Origin of the sequence: Pseudomonas sp. ICMP 3272 (genome assembly GCF_001466905.1) — a bacterium.
GTDB classification, from domain to species: domain Bacteria; phylum Pseudomonadota; class Gammaproteobacteria; order Pseudomonadales; family Pseudomonadaceae; genus Aquipseudomonas; species Aquipseudomonas amygdali.
This window is the reverse complement of record NZ_LKEK01000075.1, coordinates 166860-182010: the sequence shown is the minus strand read 5'-3', so window position 1 is coordinate 182010 and position 15151 is coordinate 166860. Positions and strand designations below refer to the sequence as shown.

At 59.2% G+C, this 15151-nt stretch carries 12 protein-coding genes and 1 pseudogene; 4 read left to right on the top strand and 9 right to left on the bottom strand.

The window, feature by feature from the left end:
* Positions 1–37 precede the first annotated feature (37 nt).
* Genes AO068_RS21385 through AO068_RS21370 form a run of 4 tightly spaced genes read right to left on the bottom strand, consistent with a single transcriptional unit; the run spans position 38 to position 5643 of the window.
* Positions 38–1987, bottom strand: a complete 1950-nt coding sequence (locus AO068_RS21385) for an acetyl/propionyl/methylcrotonyl-CoA carboxylase subunit alpha (protein WP_058409382.1) — start codon at positions 1985–1987, stop codon at positions 38–40.
* A complete protein-coding gene (locus AO068_RS21380; RefSeq protein WP_058401570.1) occupies positions 1984–2844 on the bottom strand; it encodes a gamma-carboxygeranoyl-CoA hydratase in 861 nt (286 codons plus the stop codon). Before AO068_RS21380 ends, AO068_RS21385 begins: the two co-directional genes overlap by 4 nt.
* Positions 2845–2858: 14 nt before the next feature.
* Positions 2859–4466, bottom strand: coding sequence for a carboxyl transferase domain-containing protein (locus AO068_RS21375; protein ID WP_058409381.1), 1608 nt, complete (start codon positions 4464–4466; stop codon positions 2859–2861).
* A gap of 13 nt (positions 4467–4479) precedes the next feature.
* Positions 4480–5643: an isovaleryl-CoA dehydrogenase gene (locus AO068_RS21370; protein ID WP_058409380.1), complete on the bottom strand. Its 1164-nt coding sequence runs from the start codon at positions 5641–5643 to the stop codon at positions 4480–4482.
* A 182-nt stretch (positions 5644–5825) separates the two neighbouring features.
* On the opposite strand from AO068_RS21370, the pseudogene AO068_RS29055 reads away from it, so the two are divergent.
* Positions 5826–6083 (top strand): annotated as a pseudogene (locus AO068_RS29055) (hypothetical protein).
* Between the two features lie 283 nt (positions 6084–6366).
* Here AO068_RS29055 and AO068_RS21365 read toward each other — a convergent pair.
* The 3 genes from AO068_RS21365 to AO068_RS21355 all read right to left on the bottom strand — a co-directional run bounded on the left by AO068_RS21365 (position 6367) and on the right by AO068_RS21355 (position 8772).
* Positions 6367–7266, bottom strand: coding sequence for a hydroxymethylglutaryl-CoA lyase (locus AO068_RS21365; RefSeq protein ID WP_058409379.1), 900 nt, complete (start codon positions 7264–7266; stop codon positions 6367–6369).
* An 18-nt stretch (positions 7267–7284) separates the two neighbouring features.
* Positions 7285–7677, bottom strand: a complete 393-nt coding sequence (locus tag AO068_RS21360) for a MerR family transcriptional regulator (RefSeq protein WP_005743596.1) — start codon at positions 7675–7677, stop codon at positions 7285–7287.
* A 165-nt stretch (positions 7678–7842) separates the two neighbouring features.
* Positions 7843–8772, bottom strand: a complete 930-nt coding sequence (locus AO068_RS21355) for a LysR family transcriptional regulator (protein WP_057401378.1) — start codon at positions 8770–8772, stop codon at positions 7843–7845.
* A 183-nt stretch (positions 8773–8955) separates the two neighbouring features.
* Between AO068_RS21355 and AO068_RS21350 the strand changes: the two genes are divergently transcribed.
* Entirely contained in the window at positions 8956–10185 is a 1230-nt protein-coding gene (locus tag AO068_RS21350; RefSeq protein WP_058409378.1) for an acyl-CoA dehydrogenase, read from the top strand.
* 26 nt (positions 10186–10211) lie between these two features.
* Here AO068_RS21350 and AO068_RS21345 read toward each other — a convergent pair whose 3' ends face one another.
* Together AO068_RS21345 and xthA are read right to left on the bottom strand one after the other, a co-directional pair.
* Positions 10212–11555: a substrate-binding domain-containing protein gene (locus AO068_RS21345; protein WP_058409377.1), complete on the bottom strand. Its 1344-nt coding sequence runs from the start codon at positions 11553–11555 to the stop codon at positions 10212–10214.
* A 132-nt stretch (positions 11556–11687) separates the two neighbouring features.
* Complete coding sequence (gene xthA / locus AO068_RS21340) at positions 11688–12500, bottom strand: exodeoxyribonuclease III (RefSeq protein ID WP_058409376.1); 813 nt, start codon at positions 12498–12500, stop codon at positions 11688–11690.
* A gap of 191 nt (positions 12501–12691) precedes the next feature.
* Here xthA and AO068_RS21335 point away from each other — a divergent pair, with 191 nt between their 5' ends.
* Both AO068_RS21335 and AO068_RS21330 read left to right on the top strand, forming a co-directional pair.
* Positions 12692–13363: a GNAT family N-acetyltransferase gene (locus AO068_RS21335; RefSeq protein WP_002553676.1), complete on the top strand. Its 672-nt coding sequence runs from the start codon at positions 12692–12694 to the stop codon at positions 13361–13363.
* Positions 13364–13422: 59 nt separating this feature from the next.
* Positions 13423–15147 carry an autotransporter assembly complex protein TamA gene (locus tag AO068_RS21330; protein WP_058409375.1) on the top strand — a complete coding sequence of 575 codons (1725 nt, stop codon included), beginning with the start codon at positions 13423–13425 and terminating at the stop codon, positions 15145–15147.
* The last annotated feature ends 4 nt before the right edge of the window (positions 15148–15151 follow it).

Sequence of the window (15151 nt, the reverse complement as noted above, 5' to 3'; positions counted from 1 at the left end):
TGTTCAGGGCGTTTTCGTGTGCGGCCGTCGCTGGTGGTCAGGTCAGTTCCACCAGTACTGCGCCTTCGTTGACCATCTCTCCCTCATGGCAGTAAAGCGCTGTGACAACGCCGGCACTGGCAGCGCGGATGCTGTGTTCCATCTTCATGGCCTCCAGCACCACCAGTTGCGCCCCGATCTCGACCGTCTGACCCACTTCAACCAGCACGCGCACGATGCTGCCATTCATGGGGGCTGTCAGGCCGCCATGCTGGCTATCACTGGCATCGGCCTGCGCGATGGGGTCAAGTCGGGTGATGGTGTGTAGGTCGCCTTGCCATTTGAGGTAAAGCGCATTGCCACGGCGTATCGCCAGATGCGAGCGGCGCACGCCGTTGTGTTCGACAGTCAGATGCTCGTTGCTGAGTTTGAACGGTGAGTTGCTGCTGTTGCGCAGGTAGACGGTTCGGGTTTGACCATTGCAGATCAGTCGCAGATCCGTCTCTGCAGGCAGGCCTGCGCGAAAGCCTGTGCTGGCCGCCCAGGGCGAGTGCAGGTCGGCTTGATCGACGCGTGCCGTTTCGCTCTGGCTGAAGGCCTCGGCGGCGGCCTGCCAGAGTTCCTCACACAGTTCACCCGCTTGCGGCAGCAATTGATCCTGATGGCGGGGAATGAAGCCCGTGTCCAGTTCAGCGGCGGCAAACGCCGGATGGGCGATGATTCTGCGCAAAAATGCCAGGTTGGTTCTGACACCGCCCACTGCGAACTCATCCAGCATGCCGAGCAGGCGCAAACGGGCCTGCTCACGGTTTTCGCCCCAGGCAATCAGCTTGCCGAGCATGGGGTCGTAGAAGGGTGAAATGCTGTCGCCCTCGCTAACGCCGCTGTCCACGCGCCTGCCGGAGCCGGACGCGGATTCTCTGTAGAGCTCCAGCGTGCCGGTTGCAGGCAGAAAATCGTTGGCCGGGTCTTCGGCATATAGCCGGACCTCAATGGCGTGGCCGATCAATGGCACTTGTTCTTGAGTAATGGGCAGTGGTTCGCCTCTGGCCACCCGAATCTGCCATTCCACCAGATCCAGGCCCGTGATGTATTCGGTCACCGGGTGCTCGACTTGCAGGCGGGTATTCATCTCCATGAAGAAAAACTCGCCGCGCGCGTCCAGCAGGAATTCCACCGTGCCTGCGCCCACGTAACCGATGGCCTGTGCGGCCTTGACCGCCGCTTCACCCATGGCCTTGCGCAGTTCGGGTGTCAGGCCGGGCGCAGGTGCTTCTTCGACGACCTTCTGATGTCGGCGCTGAATGGAGCAGTCGCGCTCATTGAGGTAGAGACAGTGACCATGGCGGTCGGCAAACACCTGAATCTCGACGTGGCGCGGAGTGAGGACGTATTTCTCCACCAGCATTCGCGCGTCGCCGAACGAAGAAAGCGCCTCGCGTTGAGCGGAGGCCAGCGCTTCGGCCAGTTCGCCGCTGTGCTCCACCACCTTCATGCCTTTGCCGCCACCGCCTGCCGTGGCTTTCAACAGCACGGGGTAACCGATGCGTTCAGCGGCGCTGCGGAACGTCTCGATGTCCTGTGCGTCGCCGTGATAGCCAGGTACCAACGGCACGCCAGCCTGCTCCATCAGCGACTTGGCGGCAGATTTGCTGCCCATGGCATCGATGGCCGAGGCGGGTGGGCCGAGGAAAATCAGCCCTGCCTCTTCAATGGCACGGGCAAAGTCGGCATTTTCGGACAAAAAACCATAACCGGGGTGAATCGCTTGCGCGCCGCTTGCCCTGGCCGCATCGATAAGCTTGTTGATCGCCAGGTAGCTTTCTGCTGCCTTGCTGCCTCCAAGATCCACACGGATATCAGCCTCATGGCTATGCCGTGCGTCACGGTCAATGGCACTGTGCACGGCGACTGTGGTGAGCCCCATGGTTTTCGCGGTCCGCATGATGCGACAGGCAATTTCACCGCGGTTGGCGATCAGCAGCGTGGTCAGCTCTGGGGTACTCATGATTGCGAGTCCTTCTGTGATTCTTGCCGGGCTGCAAGCGCTGCTGGCGATTGATCGCAGTCTGGCTGCCAGCCGGGTGTGCGTTTTTGCAGGAAGGCGCGCAGGCCTTCCTGGCCTTCGGCGCTGGTACGGATGCGCGCGATGGCGCTTTCACAGTAGCGGCGCAATGCAGGTGTGAGTTCGCCGCTGCCGACTTCGCGTAGCAACTCCTTGCTGACCCGCATGGCCTGCGGGCTATTGAGCAGCAGGTTGTCGACCCACTCCTGTGTGCGGGCTTGCAGGTCGGCAGCCGGGTAGCACTCGGCTATCAGCCCCATCTGCTGCGCTCTCTGGCCATCGAAACGCTCTGCGGTCAGGGCGTAGCGCCGCGCCGCACGTTCGCCGATGGCCTGCACCACAAACGGACTGATAACCGCTGGAGCCAGGCCGATGCGTACTTCCGACAGGCAGAACTGCGCATCCGCTGCCGCAATGGCCATGTCGCAGCAACTGATCAGGCCCAGCGCGCCACCGAACGCTGCACCTTGCACCACCGCAAGCGTCGGAATTTTCAATTTTGCGAGGCTGTACATCAGCTCTGCCAGTTCACGGGCATCGTCCAGATTGGTGTTGTAGTCCAGCTCTGCTGCCTGCTGCATCCAGGCCAGATCGGCACCCGCGCTGAAATGCCTGCCACGCCCGCGCACCAGCAGGAAGCGCAGGCTGGCATCACTTTGTACCTGGTCCAGTGCGAGGATCAGCTCGCGAATCATCTGCGCATTGAAGGCATTGTTCTTGTCCGGTCGATTCAGCCACAGCGTGGCGAAACCACGTGGGTCGGTGATCAACTCTATGGTTGCGAATGAGGTCGACGTCATGGTCATTTCCCGTCTTACATCCGGAACAGGCCGAAGGTAGTAGATTCGATGGGCGCATTGAGCGAGGCGGACAGGGCCAGCGCAAGAATGTCGCGGGTTTGTGCCGGGTCGATGACTCCGTCGTCCCACAGGCGGGCGCTGGAGTAATAAGGGTGGCCTTGATGCTCGTACTGATCGAGAATCGGCTGCTTGAGCTCGGCCTGCTGTTCGGCGCTGAAGGCCTGGCCGGCACGTTCCGCCTGCTCGCACTTGACCTGCACCAGCACGCCCGCTGCCTGCTCGCCACCCATCACGCCGATTCGCGCGTTGGGCCACATCCATAGAAAGCGCGGGTCGTAGGCGCGGCCACACATGCCGTAATTTCCTGCACCGAAACTGCCGCCGATAATGACCGTGAACTTCGGCACCTTCGCGCAAGCCACGGCGGTCACCAGCTTGGCCCCATGCTTGGCGATACCCCCGGCTTCATACTTCTGACCGACCATGAAGCCGGTGATGTTTTGCAGAAACAGCAGGGGAATTCCTCTCTGGCAGGCCAGTTCGATAAAGTGCGCGCCTTTCTGGGCGGCCTCTGCGAACAGGATGCCATTGTTGGCCAGTATCGCGATCGGGTAGCCATGCAGGCGAGCGAAACCGCAGACCAGCGTGGTGCCAAACAACGCCTTGAATTCATCCAGTACCGAGCCATCCACCAATCGCGCGATGACTTCGCGTACGTCAAACGGCTGTTTTGTGTCGGCCGGGATGATGCCGTACAGGTCCTCGCTGGCGTACAGCGGTGCAATGGGCGTGACAGCGTTCAAGTGGCCTTGTTTGCGCCAGTTCAGATTGGCAATGCTGCGTCGCGCCAATGCCAGCGCGTGCTCGTCACTGTCGGCATAGTGGTCGGCCACCCCGGAGGTGCGGCAATGCACATCCGCACCGCCCAAGTCTTCAGCGCTGACTATTTCGCCGGTGGCGGCTTTTACCAGTGGCGGGCCTGCGAGGAAGATGGTGGCTTGCTGGCGCACCATGATCGCTTCGTCGGCCATGGCTGGAACATAGGCCCCGCCTGCGGTACAGGAACCCATGACCACGGCAATCTGGGGAATGCCTTGTGCGCTCATGTTGGCTTGATTGAAGAAGATGCGCCCGAAGTGTTCGCGGTCCGGAAACACTTCGTCCTGGCGCGGCAGGTTGGCACCACCGGAGTCCACCAGGTAAATGCACGGCAGGCGGTTTTGCTGGGCGATGGTCTGCGCGCGCAGGTGCTTTTTGACGGTCAGCGGGTAATAGGAGCCACCTTTGACCGTCGCGTCGTTGGCGATGATCATGCATTCGACGCCCTCGACCCGGCCGATACCGGCAATTACCCCGGCGGCCGGAACCTCTTCGCCATACACCTCATGGGCGGCCAGTTGGCCGATCTCCAGAAACGGCGATCCGCTGTCCAGTAAACGGTTGATACGCTCGCGGGGCAGCAACTTGCCGCGTGACGTATGGCGCTCCTGGGCCTTGGGCCCGCCGCCTTGGCGAACGATGCTCAGCAACATACGGAGCTCTTCGACCTGCTTGAGCAGCGCGGTGCGATTAAGGGCAAATTCCGGCGAGCGGGCGTTGATGCGAGTCTGCAGAATGGTCATGGTAGCTCCGCAATCAACGGGTTTCGTTGAACAGTTCGCGACCGATGAGCATGCGCCGGATCTCGCTGGTGCCTGCACCGATCTCGTAGAGTTTGGCGTCGCGCAACAATCGACCGGCCGGGAACTCGTTGATGTAGCCATTGCCGCCCAGAATCTGGATGGCATCCAGCGCCATCTGCGTGGCGCGTTCGGCGCTGTAGAGGATCACGCCCGCGGCGTCCTTGCGCGTGGTCTCGCCACGATCACAGGCCTGGGCAACCGCGTACAGGTAGGCGCGGCTGGCGTTGAGCTGGGTGTACATGTCTGCGACCTTGCCCTGAATCAGCTGGAACTCGCCGATACTCTGGCCAAACTGCTTGCGGTCGTGAATGTAGGGCACCACCACGTCCATGCAGGCCTGCATAATTCCGGTCGGCCCGCCAGAGAGCACGACGCGTTCATAATCGAGGCCGCTCATCAGGACCCTGACACCACCATCAAGCACGCCCAGCAGATTCTCTTCGGGCACCTCGACGTCATCGAAAAACAGCTCGCAGGTATTTGAGCCGCGCATGCCCAGCTTGTCGAACTTGCTGCCGCGCGAGAAGCCTTTCCAGTCCCGCTCGACGATGAATGCGCTGATGCCATGCGCAGCCTTTTGCAGATCGGTCTTGGCGTAGATCACGTAGGTGTTGGCGTCCGGCCCGTTGGTGATCCAGGTCTTGCTGCCGTTGAGTACGTAGTGATCGCCGCGCTTGTCGGCGCGCAGCTTCATCGATACCACGTCCGAGCCTGCATTGGGTTCGCTCATGGCCAGCGCGCCAACGTGCTCGCCGCTGATCAGCTTGGGCAGGTATCGCGCTTTCTGTGCCGGGCTGCCATTGCGGTTGATCTGATTCACGCACAGGTTGGAGTGTGCGCCGTAGGAAAGCGCCACCGATGCCGAGCCACGGCTGATTTCTTCCATCGCCACGACATGCGCCAGATAACCCAGGCCTGCGCCACCGTATTCCTCGCTGACGGTGATGCCGAGCACGCCCATCTCACCGAATTTGCGCCACATGTCGACGGGGAACAGGTTGTCCTTGTCGATCTGCGCAGCGCGAGGGGCAAGCTCTGCGGCGACGAAGGATTGCAACTGGTCGCGCAGCATGTCGATGGTTTCGCCCAGGGCGAAGTTCAGGCTGGGGTAACTCATGGGTAGCGTTCCTGTTTTATTCTTGGAGATGGTTCTATGCGGATTGGCTATGACCTTTACGTTAACGTAAACCTGCGGGTGTGTGCTGTCAATCAGGCTTGTGCGCGGAGGGTGGGGGAGGGTCGGGAGTCAAAAGCAAACGCTGGAAAGCACGAAGGGGAGCCTGGGCTCCCCTTCAAGGTATGTCTCTATGCTCTTTTTTGTTTTTCGGGTGGCCTGTTGTTGTTTTTGGCGACCTGACCCTTTACTGCTTTTTTGAGCGGTCCGCACGCGGGACCAAGAGCAAACGTATTTTTTTGAGCGCTGATCAAGCTTTCATCATGTGATCCAACCAGTTCGGGAGCTGCCTCAGGGCAGTTTTGTTGTTCTCTGTCTGGCTGCAGAACGACTTGCAAGGCAAGCAATTCAGAAAAGCTGTCCACTTCAAAAAAATCTGTTAGCTACGTCTCTGTCCGTGTTGTTCTTGTTGTGTCAGAGCCGGTACGTGTTGTTTTTATTGGGTTGCTGCGTGTTTTTATTTTTGTTGTACAAGTGATATAGCAGGACCCGTGCCAGTTTTTTAAAAGCCCCGTAATACCGGGAGCTGAACGTCTTTTTCGGGCATCGGGCCATCTGATTCGGTTGTCGAGTGTTTCCGTGTTACCCGTTTGTCTCGACTGGACGCGGGGCAGGGTAACACTGTGTGACAAGTTGTCGCACCCTGTTACCGACAGGTGACAGTCGTTAAGCAGACAACCGGGCCTTGGCCACGCGCGAGCCATTGCTGCGTTGCAGCACGTCGCAGATGCGCTGGCCTGCGGCAATGACCTGGTCCAGATCAACCCCGGTTTCAATACCCATGCCCTGCAACATGTACAGCACGTCCTCGGTGGCAACATTGCCGCTGGCACCCTTGGCGTACGGGCAGCCGCCGAGGCCTGCCACGGAGCTGTCGAAGACCTGGATACCTTCCTCCAGGCTGGCGTAGATATTCACCAGTGCCTGGCCGTAAGTGTCGTGGAAGTGCCCGGCAAGCTTGCCACGCGGGATCTGCGCTGAGACGGCGTTGAACAGCGCTCGCGTGGCCCCCGGCGTGCCGGTGCCGATGGTGTCGCCCAGCGAAACTTCATAGCAACCCATCGCGTAGAGTTCGTTGGCGACGGCTGCGACCTGCTGAGGCGAGACACTGCCCTCATAAGGGCAGCCCAGCACGCACGACACGTAACCCCGAACCTGCACACCATGCATCTGCGCCGCCGCCATGATGGGCGCAAAGCGCTCCAGGCTTTCGCTGATCGAGCAATTGAGGTTACGTCGGGAAAACCCTTCGGTTGCCGCTGCAAACACCGCAACCTCCCTGACACCCGCCGCCAACGCATCTTCGAACCCGCGCAGGTTGGGTGCCAGGGCAGAGTAGATAACGCCTTCACGCCGCTGGATATTTTCGAACACTTGGGCGGAGCCAGCCATTTGTGGCACCCATTTGGCCGAAACAAAACTACCGACTTCAATGTGGCTCAGTCCGGCTGCCGTCAGGTCATCCACCAAGCGCACCTTGTCGTCGACACTGATGGGTTGTGCTTCATTCTGCAGGCCGTCACGCGGGCCGACTTCAACGATATTTACCTTTTGTGGAAGAGACATGGCAGCGCCTTGTGGTGGTCAGTGTGAAGTGGCAGCAGTTTTATCGAGCGCAGCCCGGCAACGCTCTTCGGCGGTGTCCAGCTCCAGTTGCATTTGCCGGATGTCCAGCAATTGTTGTTCGAGCTGTTCACGGCGCTCGGCGATCTTGCCGAGCATGGTCTGCAACTGCTTCTGGTTGTCACCGGCAGGGTCGTAGAGCGAGATCAGTTCCTTGCATTCAGCCAGCGAAAAACCGATGCGTTTGCCGCGCAGGATCAGTTTCAGGGTGACTTTGTCACGGGCGGTGTAGATGCGCTCCAGTCCCTTGCGTTCAGGGCTGAGCATGCCTTGCTCTTCGTAAAAGCGGATCGCGCGGGTGGTGATATCCAGCTCACGGGCGAGCTCGGAAATGCTGTAGGTCTGACTGCTCATGGTGTCGCTCAACGAGATATTCAGCACTCAACCTACGGCGTGCTTTACGTAAGCGTCAAGCAGAAGTCGTGTTGTCAAGGCGCGCCAAGCCGCGCCTGCCAAATTAGAAATGACTTTAACAAATTAAAGCATTTAATTTAAAAACAATGGCTTGGTGTTTTTATCTCATGCTTTCTCGAGGCTTTGTTCCTGCGCCACGACCCGCTGTGAAAGCTCGATGATCTGCTCGCGCATCCAGCGGTTTGCCGGGTCCTGATCAGTGCTTTCATGCCAGTACAGATGGGTTTCGACCGAAGGCACATCGTTGACCGGTAAGTGGACATAGTGCAAGTCGTTACGGCGGGCGAAGCGTTCCGGTATGGTCATGACCATATCAGTCTGCTGCAGGACCTGTGTCGCCATCAGGTAATGCTGCGAGCGCAACGCAATCCTGCGCTGAATGCCCATCTTCCCCAACGCCAGGTCTACGTGCCCCAGTCCGCTACGCCGACTGGAAATATGGATGTGTGCCTGGCTCATGTAATCATCCAGCGTCAACGTGGCCTTGTTTGCCAGCGGATGCGCCTTGCGCATGCCGCACACATAGCGGTCTTCCAGCAGCTTGACGTGGCGAACCTGCGGGTCGGTATTGAGCGGTGCATCCACGGCGAAGTCGAGGCGCCCGGCAGCCAGCTCCTTGGTGGTTTCCCGACGCTTGGACAGAAAGCTTTCGATGGTCACGGCAGGCGCAAGGCGTCGCAGCCGCTGGAACAGCGTCGGCAGGATCACGGCCTCGGTCAGGTCGGTCATGCTGATGCGGTAATTCTTGTTGGCCTGCAACGGGTTGAATATACGGCTTTCCTGCACTGAGACCCTGAGCAATGAGAGTGCACTGCGCACCGGGCCGATGATGTTTTGCGCCATCGGTGTCGGCACCATGCCTTGAGCCGTGCGCACAAACAGTGGGTCGTTGAAGGTCTCTCGCAGCCGCGCCAGGGCGTTGGACACCGCAGGCTGGGTAATGCCTACAATCTGCCCGGCCCGGGTCAGATTGGCTTCGGTGTAGATGGCGTCGAAGACAATGAAAAGATTGAGATCGACCTTGCTCAGGTTCATTGATGAGCGCCTCGTGCTGTTATTTTGATTCGCTGTTCGGCAGGCTGGGGACGCCGCAGCGGTGATGGATCATATATCGGTTATGAATGTTTATACACGCCGAGAATAGATTAGATAAATGTATGGCGTTTCTCTAGCATCAGGATCATGCATTCGACACCCTGATCGAGAAGGTAGTGGCCCATGGATTTCGCGTATTCCCCGAAGGTGCAGGCATTGCGTGAGCGCGTCACCGCGTTCATGAATGCATACGTTTATCCGGCCGAGCCGGTTTTCGAACAGCAAGTGGCCGAAGGCGACCGCTGGCAGCCCACCGCGATCATGGAAGAACTGAAAGCCCGTGCAAGGGCTGAGGGGTTGTGGAACCTGTTTTTGCCGGAGTCTGCGCTCGGTGCCGGCCTGAGCAATCTGGAATACGCGCCGCTGGCGGAAATCATGGGGCGTTCGATGCTGGGCCCCGAGCCGTTCAATTGCTCTGCGCCTGACACCGGCAACATGGAGGTGCTGGTTCGCTATGCCAGCGAGGAGCAGAAAGCTCGCTGGCTGGAACCGTTGCTGCGTGGCGAGATTCGTTCTGCTTTTGCCATGACCGAACCCGATGTAGCGTCATCGGATGCCACCAATATGGCCGCTCGCGCCGAGCGCGATGGCGACGAATGGGTGATCAATGGCCGCAAGTGGTGGACTTCCGGTGCCTGCGACCCACGCTGCAAAATCCTGATTTTCATGGGCCTGAGCAATCCTGACGGGCCGCGCCATCAGCAACACTCGATGATTCTGGTCCCGGTCGACACGCCGGGCGTGAAGATTGTCAGGCCGCTGCCTGTGTTCGGCTACGACGACGCGCCCCACGGGCATGCCGAAGTGGTCTTCGATAACGTCCGGGTGCCGTTTGAAAACGTCTTGCTGGGTGAGGGGCGCGGCTTTGAAATCGCTCAAGGCCGGTTGGGACCAGGCCGCATTCACCACTGCATGCGCTCCATCGGCATGGCCGAACGGGCACTTGAGTTGATGTGCAGGCGCTCCGTCGACCGCGTCGCCTTCGGCAAGCCGCTGGCCAGGCTGGGTGGCAATATCGACAGGATCGCCGATTCGCGTATGGAGATCGATATGGCCCGCCTGCTGACCCTGAAGGCGGCCTACATGATGGACACGGCAGGCAACAAGGTCGCCAGAAGTGAAATCGCGCAGATCAAGGTGGTAGCGCCGAACGTGGCGCTGAAGGTCATAGATCGGGCGATCCAGATGCACGGCGGGGCGGGGGTTTCCAATGATTTCCCCCTGGCCTATATGTACGCCATGCAGCGCACACTGCGTCTGGCAGACGGCCCGGATGAAGTACACCGCGCCGCTATCGGCAAGTATGAACTGGGCAAATACCTGCCGGCAGACAGGGAGCGCAGCCAGTCCTGAGCCGGTAGCCGATAACTGCGCCCAGGCTACTGCACCCAGACTTCGACCCGACGGTTCTTGATTCGGCCGTCATCGATGTCATTGGTAGCTACCGGCATCTCATCCCCCAGGCCGACGATGTCGCGAAATGTCACGCCGCTTTTCAGCAGCTCGCGGCGCACCGCCATGGCGCGCAGCCTTGAGAGCAGGGCTGCGCGAGCCGGATCGCTTTTGGCATCACCAAAGCCGACCAGCGTGACATGTTGATTGAGCTGGTTGCTGGTTTTCAGGTACTCCGCCACCCGCTTGAGGTCCTGCTGCGCCTTGTTATCCAGCTTCGCACTGCCCTGGGCAAAGCGAAAGTTGACCGACAGCCGTTCGGCCTTGCGCGCCAGTGCCTGATACTCCGCAGGCATCTGCGCGGTAGGCTGCACCTTGAGTGCCTGCACGGTCTGCGCGACAAAGCCGCTCTGCGCCACGATGGCCTGACCCTCGGCGCTTTGCGCGAAACGGACCAGCGCCTGCGCCCAGCGTTGATGAGCTGAGGTGGGCACATAAAAGTAGAGCCGTCGCGACAGAGGATAGTCTTCGGTGGCAATCAGACTGACAGTCGGGAGCATGGGTCTGGAATCACCATCGGCAATGGCCACCGCTTTGGCACGCCTGATGGACGGTAGCCCGATAAAACCTATGCCATTGATGTCCTTGCTGACCTCGTCGGAAAGCTGCTCGCTGGATTCAAAGCGTGCGGCTGTGCCGGACAGGTTCTTGCCGTACTTTGCAAGTATCAGGTCCTTGAATGTTTCGTAGGTGCCGGACTTCTCATCGCGAACATAAAGATGAATGGCTCCCGGATTTCCGCCCACTTCTGCCCAGTCCCTGACTTCCCCGCTGAAAATACGCGCCAGCTGCAGCGTATCCAGCTGTCTGACCGGGTTGCCTGGGTGCAGAATCACAGCAACGCCATCGATGGCAATGGTTTGCTCGCTTGCTGCGCTTTTCAGGTCGCCCAGGCTGCTCAGGTCCTTGGCTTCCTGATCCTTGATAGGTCGGGAAGAGGCGGCGATATCGGCGTTACCTGCTTTGAGCGCAGTAAAACCGGTGCCTGAACCATGTGCGGCGATTTCGATGCTGACCGTCTGCCCTGTGGAGCTAGTGCCGACGACGCGCTGTTCATTCATGGCATTGCCAGCAACAGTCTGCACCGATTGCAGGCCTTGCTTGCGCATCAATCCCTCAACCAGCGCGGGGCCCAATTGAGCATTGATGGTGTTCGAGCCTTGAATGCGCAAGGCAGGTATTTCGCCTGCGGGCAGCGGCAGTGCTGCCAGCGCAAGGGCGGGCAGGGTGGCGCTCGACAGAGTCAGCGCCGTTAGCAAAGCGCGCAGCATCGGCGTCACCATGAGTCACGGGAGGGTGCCGGGAGAATAAGACAGAAAGATTTCCGGAATATGACGATTGCTCGACCACTGCGTGCACGACCCGTTTCTGCATAAAGCCGGGTCGCGCGCGAGGGCACTTTTTCAGTTCAGTTCCAGCCAGATCGGCGCGTGGTCCGACGGCTTTTCCATACCGCGCAAATCGTAGTCCACCCCAGCGGCCTTGATGCGTGGCTGCAGGCCGGTAGAGGTCATGATCAGGTCGATACGCAGACCGCGCTTGGGTTCGTCTTCAAAGCCACGGCTGCGATAGTCAAACCAGCTGAATCGGTCGACGACCTCCGGGTACAGATAGCGGAAGCTGTCCACCAGGCCCCAGTTTTTCAAGCGCTCCATCCACTCGCGTTCTTCGGGGAGAAAGCTGCACTTACCGGTTTTCAGCCAGCGCTTGGCGTTGTCTGCGCCGATGCCGATGTCGCAGTCCTGCGGAGAAATGTTCACATCACCCATCACGATCAGCGGCTGTTCATTGCTGAAACGGCTCTCCAGCAGGGTCTGCAGGTTCTCGTAAAAACGCTGTTTGGCTGGAAACTTGGTCGGGTGATCACGGCTCTCGCCCTGCGGAAAGTAGCCATTCATGATGGTGACCGGCTGCCCATTGCTGTCGGCATAAGTGCCCCAGATGAAGCGCTTTTGCGAATCCTCGTCGTCTCCTTCAAAGCCCTTGTGCAGAGCCAGCGGAGGGTTGCGCGATAGCAGGGCAACGCCGTAATGGCCTTTCTGGCCGTGGAAATGCACGTGATAGCCCAGCGCTTCGACTTCCGCGTGGGGGAATTGCTCATCCGAAACCTTGGTTTCCTGAAGGCCGATTACGTCAGGTTGGTGTTTGTCGATCAGCGCCGCCAACTGATGAGGTCGAGCGCGCAGACCATTGATGTTGAACGAGACGATTTTCATAAAACAGCGGTCCTGAGCAAAAACAAACAGCGATGCTAGCTGACCTGTGGTTGCAGGACCAGCACCGTGTCAGACACCTTGCAAACAGAGGCCCGGACAAATCGTTGGAACTGTTATCAAGTGCCATCACTCGAAAGCCTGCTTGCCAAAACTGCTGCGCCAGACGCAGTTCCGTTAACACGAGGCTTTTTATGTCCCTACCTGCTGCCATCACGGGTGAAGTTCGTCAACTCGACAGTGGTTATTCCCGTGAAACCCGCTCCTTGCTGTTCAGGGCCTATCGGCACGATCCGACGTTTGCCTATCTGTTCAATGCCGAGCGTGAGGGATATGAGCAACGCGTGTTGGCGACCATTCGCCAACTGGTCAAACAACACTTCCTGCAAGACCAGCCTGCACTCGGTCTGTTTCTGCAGGATCGGCTGGTCGGCGTAGCGCTTATCGCGCCACCGCAACGTCGTCTGGGTGTCACTGAAAGCTGGGCGTGGCGTCTGCGCATGGTGATGGACACCGGACTGGGGTGCACCCAGCGTTATCTGGCTTATTACAACGCGGTGCTGGCCTGTGTGCCGTCCGAAACCGTGCATGTGCTGCCGTTGATAGGCCTGGACCCGGAATTTCAGGGTCAGAAGCTGGGGCAGGATTTGAGCGAACAACTGCTTGGGGCGTTGCACGATTGGTGCGCGGTGGATGAGCACTCTCAGGGCATCGTGGTAGACACGGGAAACCCTCGTTATCTCGAGTTCTATAAGCGACAAGGCTATGAGGAAATCGGCGAGATTGCGGTAGGACCTGTCCGAGAGCATGTGTTTTTTCACCCCAACCCTCAGGTTTCACTGCCGGTCCCTGACGTAACGGTCTGAATCTCCGACAATTCGTGGGCTTCCAGTGCGGCCCGTCGATCGTGTTAGCATCTACGCCCATGAAGCTTTTCAGACTATTCAGCAGCCTGTTTCTGATGACCATGAGTGCAGCGGCGCTTGCCCAGGCCCGCCTTGACGTCAGGATCAAGCCCGCCAACCCGGAACTCAAGGCCAACGTCGAAGGGTATGTGGGGGATTTGGGCGAGCGTGACGTTAAGGCATTGCGCAACTTCAGCCTGGGTGCCGAACAGCAGGCAGAGAAAGCGGCTCAGGCGCTTGGTTATTATCAGGCGCAGATCGACAGCGAGATCAAGGACGAAGACCAGCCACGTCTGGTGATCAATATCCAGCCGGGCGAGCCTATTCACCTGCGCAACGTGGTAATTCGCGTCGAAGGTCCGGCAGCATCGCTGAAAGCCTTTCGGGTCCCCAAAAGCGACGCGCTGAAAACCGGTGCGGTGCTCAATCATGGCAATTATGAAAATGCCAAACGCCTGATCCAGAATCAGGCGTCGCGTTACGGTTTTTTCAGCGGCCACTTTACCAGCCAGCGCCTGGCTGTTGACCCGCGAGCCGGGGTTGCCGACATCGAGCTGGTCTATGACAGTGGTCCGCGCTATTCGCTGGGCAAGGTCAAGTTCAGTGGCAATGCGCCCTTCGATGACGATTTGCTCAAGCGCATGGTGCCGTTCAAGGAAAATACCCCTTATGACTCACAACTGATCGCCGAATTGACCCAGGCCATGCAGGGCAGTGGCTATTTTGAAGGCGTGCGGGTCGATGCCGCGCCTACGGCAGCTGAACATCAGGTCATTCCGGTGACCGTTCAGCTTGAAACCCGCAAGCCCCGCACCATGGGCCTTGGCCTGGGCTACTCGACCGATGTCGGGCCGCGTGGCAAAGCCAACTGGACCCGACACTGGGCCAATCCACAGGGCCACAGCTACGGGTTCGAATCGGAAATATCCGCGCCTCGGCAGAATGTCGGCCTGTGGTACGACGTGCCGCTCGATCCGCCGTTGACCGATAAACTGCGTTATGCCGGTGGCTATCAATACGAAGAGATTGCTGGAACCGACAGCCTCAGCAAGCTGCTGACTGCCGGGCCTGAATGGCATAGCAAACTGCCCAGCGGCTGGGAGCGGGTCATCTCGCTGAAATGGCAGCGTGAAGAATACCGGCTGGGCGACGATTCGGGCCTGAGCACGCTGTTGATGCCCGGTATCAGTTATTCGTACCTGCGCAGCGATAACAGCATCGACCCCCACCAGGGCTACCGTTTGCAATTCGACACCCAGGTGGCCAAGGAGGGCATGTTGTCGGATGCCAATCTGGTGCATGCCAATGTGCTGCTCAAAGGGCTGACGACAGTCGCGCAGAATCATCGCTTTCTCGGCCGCGTGCAGCTGGGTGGCAACCTTACTGACGGTTACACCTCGATACCGCCGTCGCTGCGTTTTTTTGCCGGTGGCGATCAAAGCGTACGGGGTTATGACTACCAGAAACTGTCACCGACCAACTCTGACGGCGACCGCATTGGTGGGCGTTACATGTTTGCCGGGAGCGTCGAGTATCAGTACTCGATTGCGGATAAATGGCGGCTCGCGACCTTCATCGATCAGGGAAACTCATTCAACAGTCTGGACAAGCCAGACCTGAAAACCGGCGTCGGTTTCGGGGTGCGCTGGGTATCTCCGGTGGGTCCGTTGCGTCTCGACCTGGCGCACGCGCTGGATGACGAGGGTGGCATCCGCCTGCACTTCTCGATGGGGCCGGAACTTTGAACAG